The sequence below is a fragment of the Paenibacillus sp. FSL R7-0189 genome (genome assembly GCF_037969925.1).
Taxonomy (GTDB): domain Bacteria; phylum Bacillota; class Bacilli; order Paenibacillales; family Paenibacillaceae; genus Paenibacillus_AQ; species Paenibacillus_AQ odorifer.
Map to the genome: position 1 here is coordinate 1,313,970 of NZ_CP150223.1, position 24,379 is coordinate 1,338,348.

The window sequence follows — 24,379 nt, forward strand, 5'->3', positions numbered from 1 at the left end:
AGTTTTATGGAGCATCATCTTCAGAATTACCGCGTCATATCATCATCTGTCAGGTGCCCGCCAACAAACCTTTATAGTAGTCAACGATGTCCTTGACCGTATTCTCGATAACAAAATGCTCTTTCACTCGTTTCATCCCATTGTCCGCCATCCGCCGTCTTTCCTCTGGGTGATCCAGCATCCATTTAATGGAGTCTGCCAGTATCGCCGCGTCACCAGGCTCTATCAGTAGCCCTGTCTCACCTTGAACTACAATTTCTACCGGCCCGCCTTCATTAGAGGCGATCACCGGCAATCCCGCTGCCATTCCTTCAACGATAACTTGGCCAAAAGGCTCAGGAGTTACCGAAGTGTGAATCAGTAAATCAGCAGTATTCATAAGGCCTTGAATATCATCCACATGCCCTAGCATGCTTACATTAGTAAGCTCGTCGTTGTTTATCTTTTGCAGCAATTCCTGCTTATAAGCCTCTTCTCCAAACAGAGCGTCTCCGGCCAGCCAAAATTTCACACGAGATTCGTTCTTAAAGCTTTTTGCGGCTTCCAGCACAATATGCTGACCTTTCCAATGCGCCAATCGACCAACTAGCAGTACGTTAAAATCCTTCTGGTCCCGCATGCCGATCCCATTACCAATCGCTTTAGCAAAAGCGGAGTATACGACCAGCGTTTTTTTCGAACGCGGCAACTCCAAAGCATTCAGCGTAGAATGTGAATTTGCGATGACTCCATTTGGGAGCAGACGCGACAGCAAACGAATTCCTTTGGCAACGATTGGCTTTAAATAAGGAGCTCCAATATGATCCCGGATGTGCCAGATCAATGGAACGCCCGCTATTTTTGCAGCGATGGCTCCGTATAATGCAGATTTCAGGGAATTGGTGTGCACGCAATCTACCTTCTCCGCTTTTAAAAGCGGCGCAAGCTTGCGGCCATAAGCCAACAGCTTGAAGGCTGCAGCAGGTGCTCCCAAGTTAACTGCATTTCTACCACGACTTCTGATGCTCTCATCCAGCGGAATAATACGGACATCCATCCCTTTTTCTCGTAGCCGTTCAGCCAGGGCACCATCCTCAGCCAGGATTACCAGGGGATCGATCTGTTCTCCAATATGGGTAAGGATGTTAAACAGGGCAACTTCTCCACCACTCCATTTAGCAGTGTGATCTATATAGGCCACTCTAAGCATTACGTGGTCACCTCCTCTCCTAAAGCTTGTAGGAACACGGATTCTACTTGATCCGTAACATGCTCCCAGGTGTATCTCTCCAGTACATGCTCCCTACATTCATCCCGGCTCGGAAGCAGCTTTCGATTGCTGAGCATATGGATCATGCCTTCAGCCATGTGGTCGCTACTTGAACTCTTAAATAGCAACTCCGGCCGGAAGCCTTGTAAAATTTCCTTATTGCCGCCAATCGGTGTAGCCATCACTGGCAATCCTGAAGATAAGGCTTCAACGGTTATCAAACCAAAGCCCTCCAATGCCTGTGAGGGAACCACGAACATGTCCGCTGCCTGATAATAAGAGGCCAGTTCATGATCAGGAATGTAGCCTAGCAGCCTTACCTTGTTGCTTAAGCCATAGTCGGCGATCTTTTCTTCCAGTTCCCCCCGCAACGGCCCTTTACCACCAATCAGCAGAATTGCATTCGGGAATCGCTCCGCAACTTGCTTCCAGGCTTCAAGCAGCTGGAGTAGTCCCATCCGATTGACCAAACGCCGGACAGTCAGCACGGTTGTTGCTCCCTCAGGTAAATTCAAGGTCCGGCGAATCGCCAATCGATTCGTAGCGGGGATAAAACGTTCCACATTAGCTGCGCCTGGAATCACAATGATTTTGTGTAGTGGCACTCCGTGCAGCTTATGGAGAATATCGCGGAACGTCTCACTAAGCACGATGAATTTATCCGCAAGCTTATAGGCTCTATGTTCAATGGATTTGGCGATGGTTGTTTTGACCCGGTGCTTAATGCCTTGGCCTTCGATTTTCATTTCTTCATTCCATGGGCCATGAAAAGTCATCACTACAGGAATCCCACGTTTCTTTGCTTCCAGGGCTGGACCAATACCATAAGGAGCAAAGTGAGTGTATAAAATATCTATACGGCCACTGCCCTCTCCCATCAGATCGGCCGCCTTACGCTGGAAAGCATCCTTACGTTTCCAGATCCCATCTTTTGGATCTCCGGCATTGTGAATAATCAATTCCTCAGGGGTAGCAGGCGTCTCTTGACTGCAAATCAGCGCATGCACCCGATTACGTGAGGAGAGTTGCTCGCAAACGGATTTGAAATACGTGTTAAGCCCACCCGGCTGTAGCGACGGCCAGCTAAGGCCTGTCGTCATAATGTTCAATCCGTCACTGTACGGCATAGCTTCTCTCTCCTTTATTCTCCTTCTCGGTCTGACTCGTCTTCGCATTGTGCTGAGTCAGCTTTCCCGATCTAATTAATTCGTAATGCTTGAAGCCGACCATGAATTCATACATGACCCAGAATACGGATACTCCGAAACCTGACATTCCCTTCTTGAACAACCCGTGTAAGAAATACTTTTGCAGGAAACGGGCTGGTGGTCTTAACAGCAGATGACTGACCCGAAATCGTTTGCCCTTGGCATACGCACTTTCAGCTTCCAAGTCAGTGTACTTATTGAAACGTGCCACATGATCGTTAATACTGCGGTAACCATAATGCCAGAGGGTTCCTGTCAAACGTATGGTTCGCTCTTCAGAGACCTCGGGCATCTCGTGCACCAAGCTATTTCGAATTCCATACGCCTTGCGGTTGTAAAGGCGCACAAGATATTCGCCACGATCCAGCCATCTGCCCATAAAATCACCGATCCGGTAGATAGAATAGGCAACCGATTGATCCATAAGCCCCGGTTTCAGTTCAAGAATACTCGCGGCCAACTCGTCGCTGACCACTTCGTCAGTATCAATAAGGAAGACCCAATCATGAACCGCGCGTTCTACTCCGAACTCCCTCTGTTTCGCATATCCGGGCCAAGGGTTGACGTATACACGACAATTCAAGCTTTCAGAAAGCTGTACTGTCCCGTCTTTGCTGCCTCCGTCAATCACAACCACCTCGTCGGCGAATAACCTGCAGGATTGTATGGCCTTAGATATTCGAACTTCGTCATCCTGAGCGATGATGACAGCCGATATTGGATAATTGCCTTGGCCGCCTACCACGCTTTTTACTGAATCCATGAAGGTTTCCTCCTTTATCTTTCGCATTATCCATTCATATCCATAGGTTTCTTGCGAATGTAAGAATTCATCGTCGTCTTCATCCACTGAATGTCCTCCCGGGTAATGAGCAACCGCGGAAGTTTAACTTTTAAGGTGTACTTTATATTGAGAACAATGAAGAAAAATCGCAGGATTGCTGATGACAACATCGCTATCCCTGCTCCGAGTAAGCCAAATTTAGGGATGAGCAGGAACAACATTGGGATAACCAAAAGTAAGCCGAAACCTTGAAGCATCGAAACCACTTTTGGCTTGCCTAACGCCATAAAGGCCTGCGCCAGAATGATCGTCCCTCCGCTAACGGTCACTTCAAGGAGCAATAAGCGAAACACGGTTAATGCCGCATTGAAGTCTTTGCCGTACATCAACGGAATTACTAAAGGGGCTAAGAGCATCAGGAATACTCCGCCAAGCATGGTGAAGGTCGTACTTATTCGGAAGGCTTTGAATGTTAATTCAACTGCCTGTTCTTTGGACAGCTCAGAAGCCTTAGGAAACAACACGATCGTAATCGAGCTTGAGAAAAAATTAACCATTCGTGATAGACTCACAGCCACTACATACAGCCCCAAATCAGCAGGTCTTAACAAACCGGCAATTACGATCTGATCGATATAGGTAGAGAAATTGCCAAGCAAGTCATTGCCGTAGGAACCAAGTCCGTAAGTAAACAATCTTTTTAAATTCTGATAGGCCCCTCTCATCTTCACCTTATAGGTACGAAGCAAGGAAATCGTCATTCCGATAAATAGCGGCGCTCCAGGAAGAAGATAGGCAACTGCAGTTGTAAATGGATTCATCTGATCCAGCGCGATCAATATCCCGATCATCGTCAGTGTAAGCAACGGCACTAGATAGCGAATCCAATTAAACCTCTTGTATTCACCTCTGAATTGAAAAGCTGCATTGTTAATTTGAGAGATCACTATAATCGGACACAGAATCATAGACCACTGAGCAAAGGTCACGACCTCCGGACTGAAGGATTTCAGCCAATAAGGCAAGACCACGATACCTATAATCATCGCTATGACCCCAAAAAGGGTACCGAGCAGCAATGCCATACGATAAAGCACTCCGGCATCCTCCGGGTTTTTCTTAGCGTTATAGATGAGAGCTGAAGGAATGCCAAAGCTCATGCTAAACGCCAGAAACTGTGACCAGTTAATCATTGCCGTCTGTTCCCCACGACCTGTCGGTCCAAGATAACGGGCGGTCAGTACACCAGTTAACATGTTAATCAATAGGATCATGACACTGACAAACATAGTTTTTACGGCTGCCGAGCTGTTGTCCTTGCTCTTGGCGAACAATCTAAAAGATGACCAGATTGTTCTAGCGGGGAGAGATTTTGCATTCAACTGCTGCATACGGTGTTCCCTTCCTTCTACTTTGAGTAATCTCCCTTGCGCTGAGGCCAAGACCGATCAGCATCCAGATTAAGTATCCCTTGAGTCCGGGAAACCCATTATCTGAAACTAGACTGACAATCGCACCGGTCCAAGTAGCTAACGCAAGTCGGGCGTAGGGCTGCAATTGGTCCCTGCTGATTACTCTAGCGAATATCTGTTTGACAACTGCGCCTAAAGCTCCGAAGAAGAAAACAGCACCCAGAACACCAAAGGTAAGCAGTAAAGCGATAACTCCGTTATCCATAATTCCGTACTCTCCAAGCTCGCCGTCATTACCAAGCTTAGTCCCTTGGCCTACACTACCAATTCCCTGACCTACTGGATTGGCGGCGACCATCGGCAGCATGTTTTGCCATAAGCTTAGCCGTTCATTATAAGAGTGATCTTCTTGAACAGAAGAAAGTGTCTCTACCCGAGCAACCAGTCCTTCGGCACCAGGCAATTTCGGCACAACCCAGAACAACGCAGCAGCCACAAAAACTAATTGGATCAAGGTTTTCCACTTTCCCTTAGAAGAAGAGGTTCCAATGTACATGAGCAGCATCACCAGAAGTATCAGCCATGCCGCACGTACTAAAGTAGTCAGCAGGCAGATTACAACTAGCAGAACGCCGATCCAGCGCAATGTCCCCCGCCATTTTTTCTCCAGTATCATCGGAACTAAAGCAAACGCTAAGAAGGTTGCAGCCGGTCCGGGCGAATTCAGTGTAGAGAACACTCGGATTTCCAATGGATATGGATTTCCGATGGACATCATATCCGCATGTTTCATCCAGAACACATCCCAAGGTGGCACCGTCAAATACTGAACAATCCCGTAAATGGCAACTAGGACTGCAATATTGGCAAAAGCGGTAAGCAATCGATCAATATCCTTCGGCTTGAACTTCGTGACGGCGAAGTACGGCAATAACAACAGTGGCACAATATAATTCGCTAAGTCATAAACTGAGCCCATGCCATTCTTAGCCAAACCGATTAAAGCACCATAACCCAGCGCTACTGCGAACATTAACATGATCCGCGTGGAGGCTTTTTGAATATTATGAATCTCCTTCAGCAGCGGAATAATCAAGGTTACACCGGTTAACAAGGGTGCTAAGCTCAGCAAGGATACAGAGTGATACACTCCTTCTGACCAGTCAGCAATGCGGCGCAGCTCTGGAGCTACGGCCCAGATTAGCAAGGTATAAGCAACCAGCATTTTCGGTCTAAGTATGGCTAACAAGAAAGCTGGGAATAGGATGGCTGAGAGAATGGCTCCCTGCAGACTGTTCGATGAACTCAACATCGCACTGGAGAAGCCGATGATCAGCGGAAGAGAGACACCTATAGCAGCAGTCCCCCCTATTAATCCAACTGTCTTGATGAACCTAAGTGATGGGGGCGTAAATACACTCATTCCAAGCCTCCTTCCTTCACCTTATCCCGCTTACGCAGTTCCTTAAGTAATAAAAGTAGAAATTGTGCATCGTCCACAAGATATCTTTTCCAGAGCCGGCCCGGCTCCTGGCTAAGCCGCCAGAACCATTCGAACCCTGTTTTTTGCATGAAGCTAGGTGCTCGTTTCACTGAGCCTGACAGAAAATCAAAGGTCGCTCCCACTCCGATCGATATCGGAGCTTGATAAGAGGTATAGTGGCGGTAAATCCACTTTTCCTGCTTAGGCGCTCCTACACCCACAAACACGATATCTGGCTGGCACTCTGTCAGCATTTCTATAATGCGTTCATTCTCCTCCTCATTGTGCTCGAATCCATAGGATGGAGAATAACAGCCAACCACATTTATTCCGGGATGTGCTGTTTTCAAATTCATCGCTGCCCGTTCCGCCACGCCTTCAGCTGAGCCTAAGAAGAACAGCCGGTACTTCCTTTGCTCAAAGGCGTTGCCCAATCGATTAAATAGATCCGCGCCGGATACCTTCTGCTTAAGCGGCTTGCCTAGCATTTTGGATGCCCAGATCAGTGGCATTCCGTCAGCAACAACTGCGCCTGCCTTCGAATATACCGTTTGAAATTCTTTATCCTTACGAAGCTTGATCACATGATCTACATTGCAAGTGAGGATATAAGACTGATTCCTCTCCTGAATGGTTTTATCAATGTAATCCAGCAAATCCATGAAATCATAATTATCAAAATTGACATCGAACATATTCACTTGACTCATCGTATCACTTCTTTTTGTGGGGAATCGGTTGGCTGTGAAGATCGATACAGGCAGTTCAGGTACCAACAGAACGGAATAATAAATTGGACCGTCGACAGCGTGTTATCGGAGAATGAGTAGATTAAAAACGCTGCAATAAATAACAGATAATAAGGTTTGATCGGCGGAGCCAATGCTCTGTACACCAGAATAAATACAGCCAATAAAGAGAACATCAACAGAATAGCGCCAATATATCCCCCATCGAAGTAAAAGCGGATATACTCGTTGTGCGGAACTACAAAACCCTTATACAATGTTCCATCATTTGCTACCGTCACTGCTCCAAGCCCTCTACCAGACCAAGGAGAGTCCGCAGCCTTGTTTAAGAAATACTCCCATGCCTCTGACCTTCCTGATAAATCAACAGCCGTATCTGTCTGTCTCTCAAAGGAACGTTTCTCAAAATTATCGAGCTGCCAGAAAACGGCGACCATAATCAGGAAAAATGCACCCATCAACGGAATTAGCAGATAGGTTCTGCCCTTCAAATATTGGCGGAGAATATCATAAAAGTAATAGAGAACGGTAAGTCCAAGTGCCAATATTGGCCCTCTTGTTCCTGTTCCAATCAATATAAAGAAATTTAGAATTAACATGATATAGAAAAAGCGTGCTTGCTGCGGATTCCGCTTCACCTCTATAAATGGAATCGCTACTCCCATAAAGGCCAGCATCGCTAGATGCGCAGGAATATTAGCCCCCTGAATCCGTACAGCGCCTGTATACTCGATGTTGAGAAAATTATGAACATGCGCAAGCTGCAGCAACAAACCAACCACTACACTAACAAGGGGAAGCATACAGATAATTTTGATTTGCAGCTCGGCTACATTCTTTTTCCAGTTGATTAATAAAAATACGAATGGAATGGATAGACCGATAAAAGCTTTAACTGCAATGGATGAGGTCATTTCCGGCAGCCAGATCGAAGATCCAAAGGTAATCACCAACAGCGCTACCATTGCCCACAAGGGGTGACTCAGACGAAACCGCAAGCCATTGACCAGAATACAAGGAACAAGCAGCATCACGATAACCAATTTATAAAGGGACAGTATCTCCATTCCGAACATGCTGCCATCATATAAAAAGTTAATCGATATTGCCGTCGTGATTAGAACGAAATAACTGATCAGTTCAGGCCGTGAAATCGAGATTCCCAGCAAAATAATCAGAAGCACGGCAGCTATCGCAATCATCGGCTGGTAGATGACCGCCGTTCCAAAGAACAGGGCCGACATGAGATAGAGCATCCCGTATGGCAAAACATTTAATTTGGAGCCCCACTCAAAATTTGTCATGTTAATCCCTCACCCCGCTGCGGAATGCCTCTCCCGATTGAGAATCATATGAAGCGTTCCACGAATACTCTCCAGCCTGCATTTGTTCAAAAGCCTTCTTCCTTTACTTCTTGAGAGGATAGAATCAGCCAGGATATACACGAGCTTAGCGGCTGTCTTTCCCACTAGAAGCAGCTTGCCTTTTAGTCCTTCGCTTTTCATAGCGTTAGAGATACCTTGGCTATAATAGCGCCTCATAATCCAGTCTTCCGTCAAACGGGCCGCCGGAACGAAATGGTCAACCGCCATTTCCGGATGGTAGAGGATGGAATGCCCCTCTTTTTGAATCTGTCCGAATAACCAGGTCTCTTCACCGGAGAGCAGAGAATCACCCTTTCTTCCGAGATCTAGGGGAAAAAGACTGATGTCGAATACGAGCTTCCGCATCGCCATATTGGCCCCACAAGGATGAAGTTGCTTGGGATATTCCTTAATCCGGCTACCTAAATCAACAATCGTGTACGGAAGCTCAAAGGGTTTAATCAACCAGTCCGGACGTTTACTTTCAAATATCGGAGCGATTTTGCCTCCCATAGCCATGACCTCCGGTTTACTCTCGAAAGTACTGACAATCGTTGTTATCCAACGCTGGCAAGGTATCGCATCATCATCGAGAAAGGCAATCAGCGGCGATTTGGAAGCCAGAATTCCTGTATTCCTAGCCGCTGAAAGCCCCTGCATCGGCTCCATCATGTAGCGGATATCCACATCAGCTCCATGCTTTCCTATAAACTTTTTGACGCAAGCTTCAGTATCATCCTTGGAACAGTTATCCACAACAATGATCTCCGCCTGCTCTAAGTGATCCAGCTTTAAAAGTGACTGAAGCGTCTTGATCAATAAAGGTGCTCTGTTGTAGGTACAGATGATAATGGAAAGCTTAGGAACGTCTCCGTATTCACGCATCGGCATTCACCTAATTTCCACATTATTAATAAGCATCTTTTGAACCGAGTAACATCAGTCCGGTTTTAGCAATGATTTTTAGATCCAGCATGGTGCTCCGAATATGGATGTAGGTTAAGTCCAGCTGTACCATTTCGTCGAAGCCGACACTGTTTCGGGCATTTACTTGCCAATATCCGGTACAACCTGGAGTAACCGTCAAACGCTGTTTGTCATATTCCGTATACTGAGCCACCTCTTCTGGCAGCGGAGGACGAGGACCGACCAGACTCATTTGACCTATCAGCACATTCCACAGCTGAGGTAGCTCATCGATGCTCGTCTTGCGCAGGAATCTCCCTATTTGTGTGATCCGCGGATCGCTCTTAATCTTGAACATGGCACCGCTCACTTCGTTATAGGCCATCAGGTTTTCTTTTAACTCCTCAGCGTTACTGACCATGGATCTGAACTTATACATCGGGAATTGCTTTTCATTCTTCCCAACCCGATTTTGCCGAAAGAACACCTTTCCTTTCGGATCCTCCAGCTTGATCAGAATCGCCACGACAACAAATAATGGCATTAACACGAGAAGACCAAGAGCGGAAAAAAAGATATCGATCATCCGTTTCATTATCAAATAGGACTCTGCTTCTTTCCTTCTCTCATCGGTATGCAGCATGTAAAGTTTCGGCAGGACCGCCTCGTAGTCTTCCGGCAGTTTTTGCATGCTCATCCTCCTCATCTAAAATTTTGCGAACTCAACTTAACTACTCAAGCTGGTTTGTCCCATTTTATTCAGCCATTCCGCCATTGCATCCATCACCGGATAGCGCAAATCTTCGCTTTGCAGTGCAAATTCAAGTGTTGTCAAAATATATCCAAGCCGCTCGCCGACATCATATCTTGTTCCGTCAAAATTATAGGCATATACCCGTTCGCTCTGATTCAGCTTCTGAATGGCATCTGTCAACTGGATCTCTCCGCCAGCGCCTTCTTCCATCAAATCGAGATACTTAAAGATCTTCGGAGTAAACACATACCGGCCCATGATCGCTAGATTGGAAGGTGCCGTACCTAGTGGCGGCTTCTCTACAAAATTGTTAACCCGATACAATTTACCGTCCTGCAAATCCGGTTCAATAATACCGTACCGATTCGTGAATTCATCAGGAATCTCTTGAACTCCGATAACCGAGTTTTGTGTTTCTTCATATTGATCGATCAGCTGCTTAAGGCAAGGTACGGCTCCTGTGACGATATCATCGCCTAACATGACACCGAATGGCTCATCTCCGATAAACCGTCTTGCACACCATACGGCATGCCCCAGACCCTTCGGTTCTTTCTGGCGGATATAGTGAATTTCTACCTTGGCTGAACGCTGAACCTCTTTAAGCAGATCCAGCTTTCCATCTTCCAGAAGCCTAGACTCCAGCTCAAACGCATTGTCAAAATGATCCTCAATGGCTCTTTTACCTTTACCAGTAACAATGATGATATCTTCAATACCGGAAGCAATAGCTTCCTCAACAATGTATTGAATGGTTGGTTTATTGATAATCGGAAGCATTTCTTTAGGCATGGCTTTCGTTGCAGGAAGAAAGCGCGTACCTAGTCCTGCCGCGGGTATGATTACTTTTTTTACCTTTTTCATCGCACTTTACCTCCTAAAAGTTTTGTGAGCATTAGCTTCAATGATTTGACTTCGTACAAAACTCACTTCGAAAGCATAAACTTAAGTTTTGTGAGCATTAGCTTCAATAATTTGACTTCGAGCAAAACTTACTTCGAAAGCATAAACATTTACTTCGCCTGGTTCATGGCAATTCCGATTAGATTAGAGCCGGTCTGTTCAAGCAGCGTCTTCGCTTTGCGAATCGATTCCCGTTTGGACTTTCCGTATCTGGCCACCAGGATCACGCCGTCCGCTTGAGGTGCCAATATACGAGCATCACTGAAATCGACTGCCGAAGGAGAATCCAGCAGGATCAGATCGTAGTTTTCTTTTAGTTCCTCAAGCAAAGCGGTCATTTTGGGGTTCCCCAGCAAATCCGGCGGACTAACATGAGTTTTTCCTGCCGGGATGACTGAAAGATTGGCTAAGTTTCCGAGGACAGCGATGTTATCTGCTTCCTCTTGCCCACTTAAATAAGCCGCAAGCCCGTCACTCCCCTCTACTTCAAACACGGTATGAAGACCGGGATGTCTCAGATTGCAATCAACCACCGCTACCTTTTTGCCGTCCTGGACGAAAGAAACCGCGAGATTCGACAAGATTGTCGTCTTGCCTGCTCCAGCTTCTGCTGACGTAAAGAGCAGCACTTTTCCTCCACCGCCCTGCGCTAGTCCAAGCTGACGTATATATGTGCGCAGTGATCGGAACGATTCGGAGATATGCGAGGACGGATTAACGTCTGTAACCAGACTCTTATTTAGCCGCAACATAAGCACCCTCCTTCACTCTGGTGTCGCCTGCCGTCTTACCCAAATCACGTTTGCGAATGGTTGCGATCGAAGCAATTACCGGTAGACCAAGGTCATATTCCGCTTCCTTTTCAGACCTTAATGTGCCGTTAAGTGTTTCCATCAGCAAAATAATTCCTAGGGCAGCCATAAGTGATACAACAAAGCTAATGATGAGATTCATCGCAAACCCGCCGTTCGAGGGCCCTGGAACATCAGTCGGATCGGCCGGTGTCAGCAAGGTAACATTGTCTACCCTCATCAGCGATGGCAATTCACGAATGAATGTCTGCGATACCGCATTTACGATCCCGGCAGCTTTGGTGTAGCTTTCATCCTGAACATTGAGGTTGATCACCTGACTCTTCTCTGAAGTTTTAATCTCAAGCTTCTGACTTAGTTCATCGGCCGTGAGACCAAACTCCGGGTGATTTTCTATTACGCTTTTCATGATGGTTGGTGATTTCATAATTTCCTTGTAACTCTCAATTAAATTCAGGCTAAAGCTCAAATCGTTAAGATTGTTGCTCTCGGGAGCTTTGGCAATGTTGTTGACAAGCAGCTGTCCGGAAGCGGAATAGACGGGTTCAACGAAGTTTTTACTAACATAGTAAGTCGTAGCACAGGAGATCAAAACGAACACCATGATGAGCCAAAACCTTTTTTTAATCAGGTTAATGTAATCCAGAATCGTCTTTTCCACAGTAACCCTCCTTCCGCTAAAATTACATTCTGAAAGCATTCATGAAAGTTTCAGTTGTTGCTTTAATTCTATCAATCCACACCATTCGCCACATGGCTCATACCATCACTTTCCTCTTCACTTTGGAGTAAGATGTTATACCTCTTAAGAGGGGGATTAGGTATACTTTAGTGCCATATATAGGGCTGATTTAAGTTTTAACGCACAAAAAAACACGGACAACCTGTCCGTGTTCATGTACAATGCTTACGAATTATTTCAATTTTCACTCGTATGACATTTCATATTTGGTTAATCCGACAGCATTTGCATAAAGCGCTGCCTGTGTACGATCAGCCACCTGTAATTTAGCTAAAATCTGACTGACATGCTTTTTCACCGTAAATTCGCTAATGAAAAGACGTGAAGCAATTTCTCTGTTGCATGCGCCCTGCCCCAGCTCGATCAGGACTTCCTTTTCTTTGGGTGTCAATTCATCCGTTGGGCTGCTTCCACTCATGCGCATTTTATCTTCCATCAGACCAGGATCGTAATACTTTCTTCCCTTGTGCACCAATTGGATAGCAAATAGTAACTCCTCAGGCAACGCCTCTTTCAGTACATATCCATCTACTAGTACTTCTTCAGCCTTCAGGAAATCCTCTCTGCTCGCAGATGACGTCAACAGAATGAACTTACTAACGATACCACGAGCACGTGCTGTCTTAATGACATCCAATCCCGATTCATCTGCTAGCTTAAGATCAATCAATACGAGATCAGGCTGCGTCTCCTCAATCACAAGAAGCGCTTCTTGGCCATTCGTTGCCTCACCTGCAAACTGCACATTCGGCTGCATTGAAATGACAGATGCCAGTCCTCTTCTAACTAAAGGATGATCATCTACAATGACGATTTTCACAGAAACGACCTCCCGCCTAAAGTTTATGCATTCTTTAATTCAGCTACACCGACAGGAATTGAAATCATAATTCTTGTTCCTGTGCTCTCATTACTGGACAACTGAAAGTCGCCACCGAGCGACTGGGTCAAATATTGCATATTCTTCATGCCAAGTCCGCTTACACTATCTTCAGATTCAATCCATAACAAATCAGTATCAAAACCAACACCATTATCACAAATCAATAATCGAATCCAAGTCGGCTTCAGAGACAGTTCTACATCCACTCGACTGGCAGCGCCATGCCTGATGGCATTACCAGTGGCTTCGGAGATAATCCGAAAAAGCGCTTTGTGGTAAGGATAAGGGAGACTGAAATCATCGCCCGTTATTTTTAAATCAATATCAACATCATTTAACCTGGATAAGCTCTTCAAATGTGATCTTACCATGCCCAACCAAGTAGGACCGCCACTCTTCTTGGAGCTAAGACTGTAGATCGTGATCCGCAGTTCTTTAGCAACCTTTGTAGCAGAATCATGAATAAGCTCAATTTGTTCTTCTAGCTCATGATCTGACATTCTCTTCCACGATTCCTTCAGCGAATGCGTCGCATACACAATACCAAAAAGACTCTGCGATACACTGTCGTGCATTTCATCCGCAATCCGGTTCTGTTCGTTCGTGATGATCAACCGGTTCTCGATCACACCAAGCTCATGTCTTTCAAGAATATTCGCACTTAGCTCAGATAAGAATATCAATTGTTGAATATACCATCTGCGGCCTTCCAGCCCCTCTGTAGACTCCAGCTTGAGTCCAATCATCCCTACAAAACGGGTGCTCATCCGTACAGGCATCAGCAGGAAATCTCCTAATCCCGGCAGATTTCTAAAAATAGGCTCTCGCTGCAATCTCCATTCATGCTCATGTTTTCCCAGTTCTGAGAATAGGAACTGTTCCTCTTCCTGCTGCCAGCCGGTCTGCCTGCTCTGCGGAGCTGGTTCTCCGCTTTTCTTGGCGAACCAAAACAAAGCCTTATCCAGCTTCGTTAGCTTAACAACATAATCGGTGATCACTTGACCGATATTCATGAAATCATGTTGGCTTGAGGTTTCCACGATATGGTACAGGGATTTGATATGCTCCATCGTCTCTTTCGTGCGGGCATTCGATTCTTCACGTTGCCGCTTCATCCGATTAACGATCTGCATTATTATAACCGTAAGTACCAGTGTTAGAAACAGATTCCCATTTATAAATACAATTTCTAGAAAATTTCTGTTCGCAGAATTGATAAAAAAATAACAGAGCACCGCAAAAATACTGATGTAGCTTAAGAGCAACGACCATCCAAAATAAATGGACAATGAGCCTGCAGCAATCAATACAGGATTTAGCACATAAAGCCTAAAAGAGCTTTCGTACCCACCCGTAAACAAGGTCAAGGCGATAATTCCCACCATCTCTATACTAACAGCCAGGACGAGAGTCTTCGGCCTGCTGCGTAGCCTTCGATAACAAAATGAGAACGTTTGTGCAAACATAACAAGTATAGCAATAATAAGTGATTTATAAATTATGGAAGGTCCCGTCTGATCTAGAAGATACATGAGTGATGTGAGGGACAATGAAAAATACCTGTAATACGCAATCAGTTTGTCTTCTGCAGTTGGTTTGATTTTCATCCCACCACCCTATTCTCCAGTTTTTTGGAAAATGCGAGATTGTACTGTGCTCGATAAAAGCATCATACATGAGAAAAATCACAATAACAAGTTGACATTTCCCATGTTTGCGCTTCCATTTGAAAAATAGTTACAAAAAATTTATTATTTTTTTAGTAGGTTTTATCACTAAAATTTGGAATTTTATCCACTATAGTTAATAAGAACTAACGTATTTATGTAATATTAATCCATAATTTTCAACATATCTTATAAAACGACAACAATTATACAAATTATAACAATTGCTGTTGGGACTCTAGTAGGATGATTTCGATTTAAATGTTATTCCGGCAAAGCTGGGGTGCGATCCCCATATATTTTTTAAATAAACGAGAAAAATAGAACGGATCATTATAATGAAGCATACTAGAAATTTCCTTAATTTGTAATGAGGTGTTGAAAAGCAACTTTTTGGCTTCCGCCATTTTTAGACGGTGAATATATTCATGAAGCGGGTATCCACTGCTGCGCCGAACAAGACGACGAAGTGTAGACATCGAAACATGATGTTTTGCCGCTATTTGTTCTAGGTCCATTTCACCATAAATGCATAAGTTCAGGTCTTCCCGAATCTGGCGCATATAATCAGCCTGAGAATTCCAACTTTTTTCTTCTATTATAAAAGAACACTCCAGCAGCATTCTTTCGAGCAATAATGCTGCCCGATCCGCATCTACAGGTTCTCCGCTCTCCATCCGTTCCAGCACTTCTTCAAATAAGGTAGTAAGACCTACTATAGATTGGGCTTGAAAAACATTTCCCCCGGCTATGAGGCCCGATTCCAGCCATTCCGATACACGCGTGCCATTAAAGTTAATATAATACTCATCCCAGCTGCCTCCCGGTGGTGGACCAAAGTTATAACTGTAACCTGGGCGGAAAAAGTATAAGCTGCCTTCACGCACCTGCTGCTCTTTTCCCCCAATCTCCATGTAGGAGCCACTACCTGACACTATGTAAACAATGGCCCAGTGCTCAAAAACTACACCTGAACGGAATAACGTTCTTCCTGGCAGATGTCCTGCCTGTCCCACCCTTATATTCTTGAGCTTCAGCTTGGAGGATTCAACCTTGGGATCAATAATTCTTATTGGATATGGACTGATCATATAATCCATGTGCTTGGACATTATAGGCATTCCTCCCCTTGTTTAGTAGTGATAAGGTTATTGTGAAGATGATCATATTCTACATGAATAAGAGGTGTCCACGCTATGCTTAATCATTCTACACTACTGCTTTTCCCTAATCCGCGTGAAATCACATTGTCACAAGGCTCCTTCCATTTCCCAACAAGCGGAAGCATCGTGCTTCCTAATATGGAAGAACAATCTGCCATGCCAGCTGCACGAAAACTACAGGAAGTGATTGCACAAGCATTGAATCTGCAGCTGACTTTATCCATTGGCTTACGTCCAACCGTTGTATCTGTCTGTAACTTTAACTATATGCCATTATTATCTGCACAGGCCTATGAGATTGTTGTCGAACAGAAGGGTATCGTTGTCTCCTATAGCTCTCCTTTAGGCGCTTTCTACGCAGCAGCAACCCTGAAACAAATCATAGAACAAAGTGGAAAATCTATACCTCAGCTGCATATTCGCGATGAACCTGATTTTGGAGCCAGAGGCCTGCTCATAGATATCAGCCGCAATAAAATCCCGAAGCAAGAAACCTTGTACCGGATCATTGACCTTATGGCTGATTTGAAGATGAATGAACTTCAGCTATATATAGAAGGTGCTCCGTTCGCTTATGAATCCTTCCCTCAAGTCTGGGAGCTTGGAACCCCAATTACCGGAGAGGAAATCCTGCTTCTGGATGCCTATTGCAAAGCACGTTATATAGAGCTTGTTCCCAATCAGAACAGCTTTGGGCATATGGAGGGCTGGCTCTCTCGTCCAGAATTCAACGCTTTAGCTGAAATTCCCGAAGGCTTTATGCTTCCGAAGAATTTGTATGCGCAAGACGTTTATCCAGAAGGCTTATTTATGCACCCTGGTACTTTTGATACCGAAGATCCTGCTGTACTACCTCTGCTAGACAAAATGTTTGACGATCTGCTGCCTTACTTTAGCTCCAATCAATTTAATGTAGGCTGCGATGAGACCTATGAACTCGGTCTTGGTAAAAATAAAGCTCTGGCAGAAACTCAAGGCAAAGGTCAACTCTATTTATCATTCCTGCAAAAGATTTATGAGTTGGTTACAAAACGTGGCAAAACGATGCAATTCTGGGGCGATATCATTATCCAGCATCCCGAACTGATTCCTCAGCTTCCTAAGGATATTATTGCTATGGAATGGGGTTATAGCGCGGAGCATCCCTTCGAGTCCGATACGCTCAAATTCCGTGAAGCAGGTATTCCTTTTTATGTCTGCCCAGGCACCAGCTCATGGAACTCCATTACAGGACGCACGGACAATATGTTAGCCAATCTGCGCAGTGCAGCTATTCATGGCAAAAACAACGGTGCTATCGGTTATCTCATTACGGATTGGGGAGATTTTGGACACTGGCAGCATCTGCCGTTCAGCTATGCTGGCTTCGCCTACGGCGCAGCCCTATCCTGGAGTGTAGATCATAATCTGGAAGCAGATACTGCACAGTATTTAAATAGATTTATTTTTGCAGATCGTTCTGAGGGAATTGGCCAGCTGCTCCTGGATCTCGGCAATTACTATCAGCTTGAATCCAGTATCAACCGTTCGAATGATGCAGAAATGTCCCTGCTGCTGCGTACCCATCTGGACAATTTTCTAATCATAGAGAAGCTTACTGAGGAACACTTCAATCATCTCGAAGAATATCTGCTCTCCATTGAGGCGCGGCTATCGGGGCTAGATCTTCAATGCGAGGATGCTGCTCTTGTGCTGAAAGAATTGAGTAATGGCATCCATTTCGTGAAGCATGCTGTGCAGCTTGGCAGAATCAAGCTACAGTTGACATCAGCACCAGATTCGCTTGATCCTGCGCTGATTACGAAGCAAATCAATGATCTTGATGTACTCCTTCACCAATATCGTCTCTTGTGGACGGAACGCAACCGGCTCGGCGGCTTGGAGCAAAGTATCTCGAAACTTCAACGCCTGCGGAGTCAATATGAAGCATTAAAATCAGAGCTCTCCGCATCCGTAAGTTCCTAATCCCTCTTATTAAGATTCTCTATATAGCTGCTGTTGGGTAATCGAACGTTGAACTAACGTTTTCGGTTCGCCCAGCGCAGCTCTTCATATTGATTCTCAAGCATCTCCCGCTCACGTTGCTCGTGTTGTTCCCTGCCAATTCCCTCCTGCTGGCTTTCCTCATCCTCATAGATTCGCCATAGGTCAGAGAACAGATAGTCTTTGATTTCTACCACTTTTCCCTGCAGGATTCCGTTTATCCAAAAAAGTCCTGTGGAGGTACGCATAACCATGCGGCCATCCGGTGTTTCCGCCTTTTGACCCATTCGAATCGCCATAAGCATTTGGCCGAAAGTATACCATTCCATATTTGCTAATACCTCCTAAATTTTAGTTGTAATGGAATAAAGAGAAAGCTATAATCAGGGCAAAAGAACCATTTTCGTAAAAATTTTATAGGAGGGTTGTTATGGATTGGCTAAATGACTACGAAGATGAACTACGCTTGGTATTCCAAGAAAGCAGACGGATTATTTCCAAATTTCCAGAGCCTCTAAATCAACAAGGTATGTCCTATCTTGAGCATTTTAACGTATTTAACGCTGAAAGCCACAAAAACTACATATGTTATCTTTTACCCTTTTGGCTGCAGAAGGGATGCGGAATCTCTGCAGAGGTTACTCGCCAGATGTCGATGGGCAACGTCTTTTTTATGTTGTATTTCTTCATACAGGATGACCTGATGGACAGCCAAGAATCCTCCGCATACGAAAAATTGCCCTTGGCAAATTTGCTTTATGTCGAATTTTTAAATATCTACCGGATACTATTTCCGGAGCCATCCGCTTTCTGGATCTTATTTAATCGTTATATCATGGAGTGGGCAGATAGTGTTAGCAACGAAAATACCAGTGACTATTTTCTTAATGATCGGGTCAAAATTGCCTATAAAGCCAGTCCGCTCAAGCTATCCAGCACTGCTGCCCTTCTGATGTCTGGAAAGAGTGATTTAGTGCCGCAAGCTGAAGAGCTTATCCATTCGGTTTTGCTTACACTGCAAATGCTGGATGACTATGAGGACTGGAAAGAAGATTTATCCGCAGGCAACTATAATTGTCTTCTCTCCCTAACTCGCAAACATCTGCCAAACAGCAGTGCAGCTAAACTCACTTCGCAAGAGGTCGAATTTTATCTATTCACTGCAAATGGTCTACATACCTATACGCAATTAGCACACGACACACATAACAAAGTTACAGTTTCCGACCTTGATGCCCCTCATCTTATTGCGTTCCATTCCATGCTAGTAAGTAACTTACAGCAGATCTCTGATTCCATCGAAGCGGACAAGCAGCTCTTGCTAAACGGAGGATTATATCATTGGTTGTCAAAAAATGTCCATTAATTCTATTATTTTGTAATAAAAAGAATAGTATTAGTAGTTTTGCTATGTTATATTATTAAAGGTAAATATATACAATTTGGGAAGGGTGATTATTATGTCAGAAGCAATTCTTAGAAATCAAGTCATTCAAAAGGCATGGGAAGATCCAAGTTTCAAGAAAAGACTACTCTCAGACCCAAAAGCGGCTCTCCAAGAAGCATTAGGCGTAATCATTCCCGACAGCGTTACCTTGAAAGCCGTTGAAGAAGGCTCCAACGAATTCTATCTTGTAATTCCACCAAGTCCTACTTCCGATGTATTGAAGGCAACCGCAGCACCACGCGGTTCGTGGTAAGACAACAAGATTAACCCCCTAAGGAGTGAGAATCATCCGGAGCTTCTGCCAATGGCAGTATGGTGATGGATTCGGTTCCCACTCCTTTTTTGCTTGTAAATTTCACTTTACCTTGCATAGCTTCGATGATACGGAAAGTGACCATTAATCCAAGACCTGTCCCTTTATTCTTTTTAGTGAAATAAGGCTCTCCCAATCGGTGCAGGACATCCGCGTCCATCCCTTCCCCGTTGTCTTTGATATGAATGATTACGTTCTCCTCTTCCGCATACACCGACATATAGATAAACCCTTCGTCACGGAAAGATTCAATGCTATTTTTGATAATGTTGATGAAGGCTTGCTTAAACTTTGAGGAATTCCCCTTCACCCATAATTCGCCCGATACATCGAGAATCATTTTTCCTCCATTTAAATGACAAAGCGGCTGCATAATACTCTCAATATGCTTAAATTCATTATACAAATTCAGACTGGAAATCGTCTCAAATTCCGGTTTTGCGAAGGTTAAGAAATCCGTAATGATCCCGGAAGCACGATCCAGCTCACTAAGGGCCATCGACATAAATATTTCCTCTTCACCAACGGATTTCTCGCTAAGCAGCTGAAGGAACCCCCTAGTTACCTGGAGTGGATTCCGCACTTCATGAGCAACAGATGCAGCAAGCTCGCTAATAATTTCCATTTTTTCTGAACGCTGCAATTCGTTGTTAAAACGCTCTAATTCTTTAGAATAGTTAACAACCTGTTGATGGCTATAGGCTAGTCTTCGCTCCAGAATTACGATCAAGGAGATTATGAAGGCAACAATGCCCCACTTCCACAAGAATAAATCATAGTTCCCCTTATGAATGTAATACCACAGTAACTCTGACACTACAGTAAATGCAGCCGTTCCAAAGCCAATGGCAAAAATGATAGCGTCCCTATTCCCTTTAAGCGAAAATATAATCACACATACGATCAGCAAGATGAACTGAAGGATGAGGATGAACCCGATAATAGTGGTGGATACAAAATAATAAAACTCTATATAGCTATTATTCGATAGAAAATTGATCAAAAGACATAGCAAACAAAATGAGGAGTAAATGACTTGAAATTGACGAAAACGACGGACGATCGCATATTTTCCACTGCCAAATATTTTTTCAAATAAAAGAGTAAGCGCCGGTAAAAGTGAGAATAAAGCCAAATCAAGAAATACATTACTAATCGCGCCTAAATCGCTGTAAAAGGTATAAATAAAAGGAGAATAGGTTATCGAGAGAATTCCGGTTGAACCTATTACAACGGCTAGTGAAGCCACACTGGAAAAATAGTCCCTATTAATGTAGAGAGAGCTTATAAATAGAACGATAGCCACAAGAAAAAAAGCACAGCCCAAAATCACATCGCTGAGTCCATTTTTAATATAATCATTGATTAACAGGTTGTGTTCACCGATCACTACTTCATTTTTAATTCCGATTCTATCCTGCAGCGTTTCAGTCCAAATGTATAATGTTTTCCCACTATCGCTTTGACTCAAAGGCAACAACAAAGAATAGTTATCCTTAATATAATTACGATCTTCCTCGAAGATCAAACGGTCGTTCACATACACCTTCACATGAAGAGCATATAGAGTATCAATGTAGATTGAAGGGGAGATATAACTAAAGTTAGGTATGGAAATACGAGTCCAAGAAGTGGATACGCCTGATGGCAGATGTGGGATTTCCTTCGTAGCATTCACATTTATCCAATACTGCTGGTCATTATTCTGTGGAACCTCTACGCCGCTGTTTTCGGTTCCATCGCCCCATCTCATCTGCCAACTGGTAATTTCTTGGGATGGATATGGGGTCGCTGCTGATACAACAATTGAACTATATCCTATCAGAAGGAGAGTAAGAGCTATTGCTATATGTAGGACTTTAATCATCAAGCGCATATATGCACCTCAGAAGTAAGTATCAGAAACAATATTCTGTCTGTACTACTTCGCTCAGCCCCTCACTCTTTCCTTCTAAAAAACGGAATTATCATAAATTACTTCTAAATTCTTCTAAGTTCTGGTATTTTTACTATAATTTCAGTCCCTTCCCCTTTCTCACTGCGAAACTCAGTGCATCCCTCCATCGCCTCAATAATCCGAAAGGTTACCATCAGTCCAAGCCCCGTTCCTTTGGTCTTATTGGAGTAATAAGGTTCCCCTAACCGAGCCAGCTCATTCCGGTTCATCCCTTCCCCATTATCATGAACACTGATTATTATATGTTTTCCAGACTTCCAGGCTGTGACTTTAATCAGCCCATTGTCCTTTAAAGCTTCAATACTATTTTTGAGTATGTTGATAAACGCTTGCTTGAACTTGGCAGATGATCCAGTAACGTAAAGTCCTGGCTGCAGATTAAGTTCAATGACGCCCCCTTGCAGATTCGCTAACGGAGAAAGAATACCCGTCACATGCCTCAACTCTTCAGACACATCAAGCTGCTCTACGGTTTCAAGTCCTGGTTTAGCGAAGGTTAGGAAGTCTGTAATAATGAGCGTAGCTCGATCCAGTTCTGTCACTGCCATTTGCAGATATTCCCGCTCCTTTTGATCTGAACGCTCCCCAAGAATCTGCAGAAACCCCCGGGTAACCTGCAATGGATTCCGTACTTCATGGGCAACCGACGCTGCCAGCTCACTAATAATCTCCATCTTCTCCGAGCGCTGCAAATCATTATTGAACTTCTCAAGCTGATGGGAATATTCAATAAGCTGTTCATGGTTTCGAGTAAACCTTCTTCCCAGAATGACGATTAAGGCAATTACGAAAATCACCATTCCCCATTTCCACCAATATAATTGATAGGATTGCCCCGATGCATAGAACATGACCAGTTCACTAAGAGACATGAAAGCAAATATTGAGAACCCTGAAGTAAAAATAACAGCATCTACATTGCCACGGTTCGCGTGTATAAACGCTAAGCTGATCAAAAGTATAATTTGTACAATCATAAGGATACCTAGCACACTCGTAGTCATCAATCGATAAAAGTCATCCACCTGATAGGACAGAAGAATATTAATAACCATTAGGGAAAAACAAAATACAGAATAGACAATTTGAAACTTACGGAATCGTGTAACGATTCTCTTTTTCCCTGGACCAAATATTTTCTCAAAATAAAATGTAAAGGATGGCAAAAGCGTATATAAAGCTACATCAAAGAAAACAAGTACGATCTCTCCATAATCGCCGAGGATTGTCGGCAGGAACGATGAATACGTTACCACTAAGACGCCAATGGATAAAATAATCAGCACCAATAGATATCCGCCTGAAAAATAGCCTTTTCTCATGAATAGCGAGCAGATCAGCAGTACAATCGCAATAAAAATAAGCGTCGTTCCAATGATCAGATCCATTAAGCCCTGCTTTACATAAAAAGATAACAGCTCATCGTATTGGCCTACTCTTATTTCGCCGTGGATCCCTAAGTCTTTGCTGCCACCATGGGTCCATAAATATAGCTGTTGTCCTCCAACACTTTTGGACAGAGGAATAAAAACCTTACTGCCATTGAAATTAAAATCTTTTCCGGAATCATATATTAATTCGTTATTTAAATAAGCCTTAACATTATTTCCATATACTTTATCTATGAATAACGCAGATTTATCACTAATTTGTGGTAAAGTAAACCGCAGCCAGGCTGAGGTTGCTCCACTTGGAGTCTCTGGGCTTTTCCCATGAGGCATAACACGAGTCCATTCTTCATCAAGAGCTGCCACAGCTTCTTCAATATGATCTATTTCTATACGTTCAAATTTAATCTCCCAATTGGGCAGCGTAGAGTCTGATGATTCAGCACTCACTATCGCCGTACCAAAAGGAACCATAGCGGTCAGCAGTAGAATTAATAAAAAAGCAGCCGCTATATTGAGCTTTGGCAACTTCATCGTAGCACCTCAGTAATTCATTAGTTGTTTAAACGTTCATATATGCTTCTTAATTTCGACAAGCTTCGCACTATCCCTGCCTATTCTTGTAAATTTTCTCGAAAAAGAACGTTTTTCATCGGCTTTTGCTTTCACCCATTTTTTACTAATCCAATATAGACATACCCATTTATTGGATCAGCGATTCGATCATGGTCAAACGGGTAAAGATAAACATAGGAAGTTCAAATTTTATCATAAAAAAGGAGTGAACGGCTATGGATAGTTCACCAAATAAAACTGAAGCTGACTTTGAATATGAACGTTATATACAAGCTGATATGGATGAAGAGGATATTGTTGATGATGACGCAGATCCTGTCTTGGTTGGCGATAAATACTTGGCAGCAGATATTGGTTTAAACTCACCTAAGGATGTAATCGAAAGAGATGAGCTGGTGGAATCCGATGCATATCTAGCCGCTGAAACCGCAGGATTAACCCTAGATGATACGGATTATACTAAGGATGAGGAACTCTTGGAGATGGAAGAAGAAGATCAGCCGCTGGAGGATGTTCCAGATGCAGACGATGTATATCCAAATTCCATTATTGACCCTGCCTCCCCGCCAGTGGATGTTATGCCGGGAACAGACGTTTTGAACGGTTCTCAGGGAGAATAGCAGCTTAATATGAATA

At 43.9% G+C, this 24,379-nt stretch carries 22 protein-coding genes; 4 read left to right on the forward strand and 18 right to left on the reverse strand.

Annotation, left to right across the window (positions count from 1 at the left end):
- Positions 1-49 precede the first annotated feature (49 nt).
- From MKY63_RS05700 to MKY63_RS05770, 15 genes are all read right to left on the reverse strand, one after another.
- Positions 50-1,189, reverse strand: coding sequence for a glycosyltransferase family 4 protein (locus tag MKY63_RS05700; RefSeq protein ID WP_339811948.1), 1,140 nt, complete (start codon positions 1,187-1,189; stop codon positions 50-52).
- The gene (locus MKY63_RS05705) at positions 1,189-2,376 is read right to left on the reverse strand and encodes a glycosyltransferase family 4 protein (protein ID WP_036676596.1); all 1,188 of its coding nucleotides are present in this window, start codon (positions 2,374-2,376) and stop codon (positions 1,189-1,191) included. Before MKY63_RS05705 ends, MKY63_RS05700 begins: the two co-directional genes overlap by 1 nt.
- Positions 2,363-3,220: a glycosyltransferase family 2 protein gene (locus tag MKY63_RS05710; RefSeq protein WP_038568901.1), complete on the reverse strand. Its 858-nt coding sequence runs from the start codon at positions 3,218-3,220 to the stop codon at positions 2,363-2,365. Before MKY63_RS05710 ends, MKY63_RS05705 begins: the two co-directional genes overlap by 14 nt.
- Before the next feature lie 26 nt (positions 3,221-3,246).
- A complete protein-coding gene (locus MKY63_RS05715; RefSeq protein ID WP_339811950.1) occupies positions 3,247-4,632 on the reverse strand; it encodes an oligosaccharide flippase family protein in 1,386 nt (461 codons plus the stop codon).
- The gene (locus MKY63_RS05720) at positions 4,598-6,076 is read right to left on the reverse strand and encodes an O-antigen ligase family protein (RefSeq protein ID WP_339811952.1); all 1,479 of its coding nucleotides are present in this window, start codon (positions 6,074-6,076) and stop codon (positions 4,598-4,600) included. The genes MKY63_RS05715 and MKY63_RS05720 overlap by 35 nt, the downstream gene beginning before the upstream one ends.
- Positions 6,073-6,846 carry a WecB/TagA/CpsF family glycosyltransferase gene (locus tag MKY63_RS05725; RefSeq protein WP_036676606.1) on the reverse strand — a complete coding sequence of 258 codons (774 nt, stop codon included), beginning with the start codon at positions 6,844-6,846 and terminating at the stop codon, positions 6,073-6,075. Before MKY63_RS05725 ends, MKY63_RS05720 begins: the two co-directional genes overlap by 4 nt.
- The gene (locus tag MKY63_RS05730; RefSeq protein WP_339811955.1) at positions 6,843-8,189 is read right to left on the reverse strand and encodes an O-antigen ligase family protein; all 1,347 of its coding nucleotides are present in this window, start codon (positions 8,187-8,189) and stop codon (positions 6,843-6,845) included. Before MKY63_RS05730 ends, MKY63_RS05725 begins: the two co-directional genes overlap by 4 nt.
- 9 nt (positions 8,190-8,198) lie before the next feature.
- Positions 8,199-9,134, reverse strand: coding sequence for a glycosyltransferase (locus MKY63_RS05735; RefSeq protein ID WP_036676610.1), 936 nt, complete (start codon positions 9,132-9,134; stop codon positions 8,199-8,201).
- Positions 9,135-9,159: 25 nt separating this feature from the next.
- Positions 9,160-9,852 carry a sugar transferase gene (locus MKY63_RS05740; RefSeq protein ID WP_339811958.1) on the reverse strand — a complete coding sequence of 231 codons (693 nt, stop codon included), beginning with the start codon at positions 9,850-9,852 and terminating at the stop codon, positions 9,160-9,162.
- A 30-nt stretch (positions 9,853-9,882) separates the two neighbouring features.
- On the reverse strand, positions 9,883-10,773 hold the full coding sequence (gene galU, locus MKY63_RS05745; protein ID WP_042185171.1) for a UTP--glucose-1-phosphate uridylyltransferase GalU: 891 nt from the start codon (positions 10,771-10,773) through the stop codon (positions 9,883-9,885).
- Positions 10,774-10,922: 149 nt separating this feature from the next.
- Positions 10,923-11,564: a CpsD/CapB family tyrosine-protein kinase gene (locus MKY63_RS05750; RefSeq protein ID WP_036676617.1), complete on the reverse strand. Its 642-nt coding sequence runs from the start codon at positions 11,562-11,564 to the stop codon at positions 10,923-10,925.
- The gene (locus MKY63_RS05755; protein WP_339811960.1) at positions 11,548-12,285 is read right to left on the reverse strand and encodes a Wzz/FepE/Etk N-terminal domain-containing protein; all 738 of its coding nucleotides are present in this window, start codon (positions 12,283-12,285) and stop codon (positions 11,548-11,550) included. Before MKY63_RS05755 ends, MKY63_RS05750 begins: the two co-directional genes overlap by 17 nt.
- A gap of 265 nt (positions 12,286-12,550) precedes the next feature.
- Positions 12,551-13,186 (reverse strand): response regulator transcription factor, encoded by a 636-nt coding sequence (locus MKY63_RS05760; protein WP_036676623.1) that lies wholly within the window; start codon positions 13,184-13,186, stop codon positions 12,551-12,553.
- 23 nt (positions 13,187-13,209) lie between these two features.
- Positions 13,210-14,856, reverse strand: a complete 1,647-nt coding sequence (locus MKY63_RS05765; protein ID WP_076137153.1) for an ATP-binding protein — start codon at positions 14,854-14,856, stop codon at positions 13,210-13,212.
- Positions 14,857-15,173: 317 nt separating this feature from the next.
- Positions 15,174-16,028 (reverse strand): helix-turn-helix domain-containing protein, encoded by an 855-nt coding sequence (locus MKY63_RS05770; RefSeq protein WP_038568894.1) that lies wholly within the window; start codon positions 16,026-16,028, stop codon positions 15,174-15,176.
- An 84-nt stretch (positions 16,029-16,112) separates the two neighbouring features.
- Here MKY63_RS05770 and MKY63_RS05775 point away from each other — a divergent pair, with 84 nt between their 5' ends.
- Positions 16,113-18,044: a glycoside hydrolase family 20 zincin-like fold domain-containing protein gene (locus MKY63_RS05775; RefSeq protein WP_339811962.1), complete on the forward strand. Its 1,932-nt coding sequence runs from the start codon at positions 16,113-16,115 to the stop codon at positions 18,042-18,044.
- Between the two features lie 53 nt (positions 18,045-18,097).
- On the opposite strand, the gene MKY63_RS05780 is transcribed toward MKY63_RS05775, so the two are convergent.
- Positions 18,098-18,391, reverse strand: a complete 294-nt coding sequence (locus tag MKY63_RS05780; protein ID WP_076137149.1) for a hypothetical protein — start codon at positions 18,389-18,391, stop codon at positions 18,098-18,100.
- A 101-nt stretch (positions 18,392-18,492) separates the two neighbouring features.
- Between MKY63_RS05780 and MKY63_RS05785 the strand changes: the two genes are divergently transcribed.
- Together MKY63_RS05785 and MKY63_RS05790 are read left to right on the forward strand one after the other, a co-directional pair.
- Positions 18,493-19,428 (forward strand): hypothetical protein, encoded by a 936-nt coding sequence (locus MKY63_RS05785; RefSeq protein WP_339811964.1) that lies wholly within the window; start codon positions 18,493-18,495, stop codon positions 19,426-19,428.
- Between the two features lie 94 nt (positions 19,429-19,522).
- Positions 19,523-19,762 carry an NHLP leader peptide family RiPP precursor gene (locus MKY63_RS05790; RefSeq protein WP_170914256.1) on the forward strand — a complete coding sequence of 80 codons (240 nt, stop codon included), beginning with the start codon at positions 19,523-19,525 and terminating at the stop codon, positions 19,760-19,762.
- A 10-nt stretch (positions 19,763-19,772) separates the two neighbouring features.
- On the opposite strand, the gene MKY63_RS05795 is transcribed toward MKY63_RS05790, so the two are convergent.
- Entirely contained in the window at positions 19,773-21,689 is a 1,917-nt protein-coding gene (locus tag MKY63_RS05795) for a sensor histidine kinase (protein ID WP_256721819.1), read from the reverse strand.
- A 113-nt stretch (positions 21,690-21,802) separates the two neighbouring features.
- Entirely contained in the window at positions 21,803-23,701 is a 1,899-nt protein-coding gene (locus MKY63_RS05800) for an ATP-binding protein (RefSeq protein WP_339811966.1), read from the reverse strand.
- A gap of 257 nt (positions 23,702-23,958) precedes the next feature.
- Between MKY63_RS05800 and MKY63_RS05805 the strand changes: the two genes are divergently transcribed.
- Positions 23,959-24,363 carry a hypothetical protein gene (locus MKY63_RS05805; protein WP_051490926.1) on the forward strand — a complete coding sequence of 135 codons (405 nt, stop codon included), beginning with the start codon at positions 23,959-23,961 and terminating at the stop codon, positions 24,361-24,363.
- The last annotated feature ends 16 nt before the right edge of the window (positions 24,364-24,379 follow it).

What these genes read in the sequence shown, in the direction of transcription:
- MKY63_RS05700 (WP_339811948.1), bottom strand. Translation starts at nt 1,189, where the DNA reads ATGCTTAGAGTGGCCTATATAGATCACACTGCTAAATGGAGTGGTGGA.
- MKY63_RS05705 (WP_036676596.1), bottom strand. Translation starts at nt 2,376, where the DNA reads ATGCCGTACAGTGACGGATTGAACATTATGACGACAGGCCTTAGCTGG.
- MKY63_RS05710 (WP_038568901.1), bottom strand. Translation starts at nt 3,220, where the DNA reads ATGGATTCAGTAAAAAGCGTGGTAGGCGGCCAAGGCAATTATCCAATA.
- MKY63_RS05715 (WP_339811950.1), bottom strand. Translation starts at nt 4,632, where the DNA reads ATGCAGCAGTTGAATGCAAAATCTCTCCCCGCTAGAACAATCTGGTCA.
- MKY63_RS05720 (WP_339811952.1), bottom strand. Translation starts at nt 6,076, where the DNA reads ATGAGTGTATTTACGCCCCCATCACTTAGGTTCATCAAGACAGTTGGA.
- MKY63_RS05725 (WP_036676606.1), bottom strand. Translation starts at nt 6,846, where the DNA reads ATGAGTCAAGTGAATATGTTCGATGTCAATTTTGATAATTATGATTTC.
- MKY63_RS05730 (WP_339811955.1), bottom strand. Translation starts at nt 8,189, where the DNA reads ATGACAAATTTTGAGTGGGGCTCCAAATTAAATGTTTTGCCATACGGG.
- MKY63_RS05735 (WP_036676610.1), bottom strand. Translation starts at nt 9,134, where the DNA reads ATGCGTGAATACGGAGACGTTCCTAAGCTTTCCATTATCATCTGTACC.
- MKY63_RS05740 (WP_339811958.1), bottom strand. Translation starts at nt 9,852, where the DNA reads ATGAGCATGCAAAAACTGCCGGAAGACTACGAGGCGGTCCTGCCGAAA.
- galU (WP_042185171.1), bottom strand. Translation starts at nt 10,773, where the DNA reads ATGAAAAAGGTAAAAAAAGTAATCATACCCGCGGCAGGACTAGGTACG.
- MKY63_RS05750 (WP_036676617.1), bottom strand. Translation starts at nt 11,564, where the DNA reads ATGTTGCGGCTAAATAAGAGTCTGGTTACAGACGTTAATCCGTCCTCG.
- MKY63_RS05765 (WP_076137153.1), bottom strand. Translation starts at nt 14,856, where the DNA reads ATGAAAATCAAACCAACTGCAGAAGACAAACTGATTGCGTATTACAGG.
- MKY63_RS05770 (WP_038568894.1), bottom strand. Translation starts at nt 16,028, where the DNA reads ATGTCCAAGCACATGGATTATATGATCAGTCCATATCCAATAAGAATT.
- MKY63_RS05775 (WP_339811962.1), top strand. Translation starts at nt 16,113, where the DNA reads ATGCTTAATCATTCTACACTACTGCTTTTCCCTAATCCGCGTGAAATC.
- MKY63_RS05780 (WP_076137149.1), bottom strand. Translation starts at nt 18,391, where the DNA reads ATGGAATGGTATACTTTCGGCCAAATGCTTATGGCGATTCGAATGGGT.
- MKY63_RS05785 (WP_339811964.1), top strand. Translation starts at nt 18,493, where the DNA reads ATGGATTGGCTAAATGACTACGAAGATGAACTACGCTTGGTATTCCAA.
- MKY63_RS05790 (WP_170914256.1), top strand. Translation starts at nt 19,523, where the DNA reads ATGTCAGAAGCAATTCTTAGAAATCAAGTCATTCAAAAGGCATGGGAA.
- MKY63_RS05795 (WP_256721819.1), bottom strand. Translation starts at nt 21,689, where the DNA reads ATGATTAAAGTCCTACATATAGCAATAGCTCTTACTCTCCTTCTGATA.
- MKY63_RS05800 (WP_339811966.1), bottom strand. Translation starts at nt 23,701, where the DNA reads ATGAAGTTGCCAAAGCTCAATATAGCGGCTGCTTTTTTATTAATTCTA.
- MKY63_RS05805 (WP_051490926.1), top strand. Translation starts at nt 23,959, where the DNA reads ATGGATAGTTCACCAAATAAAACTGAAGCTGACTTTGAATATGAACGT.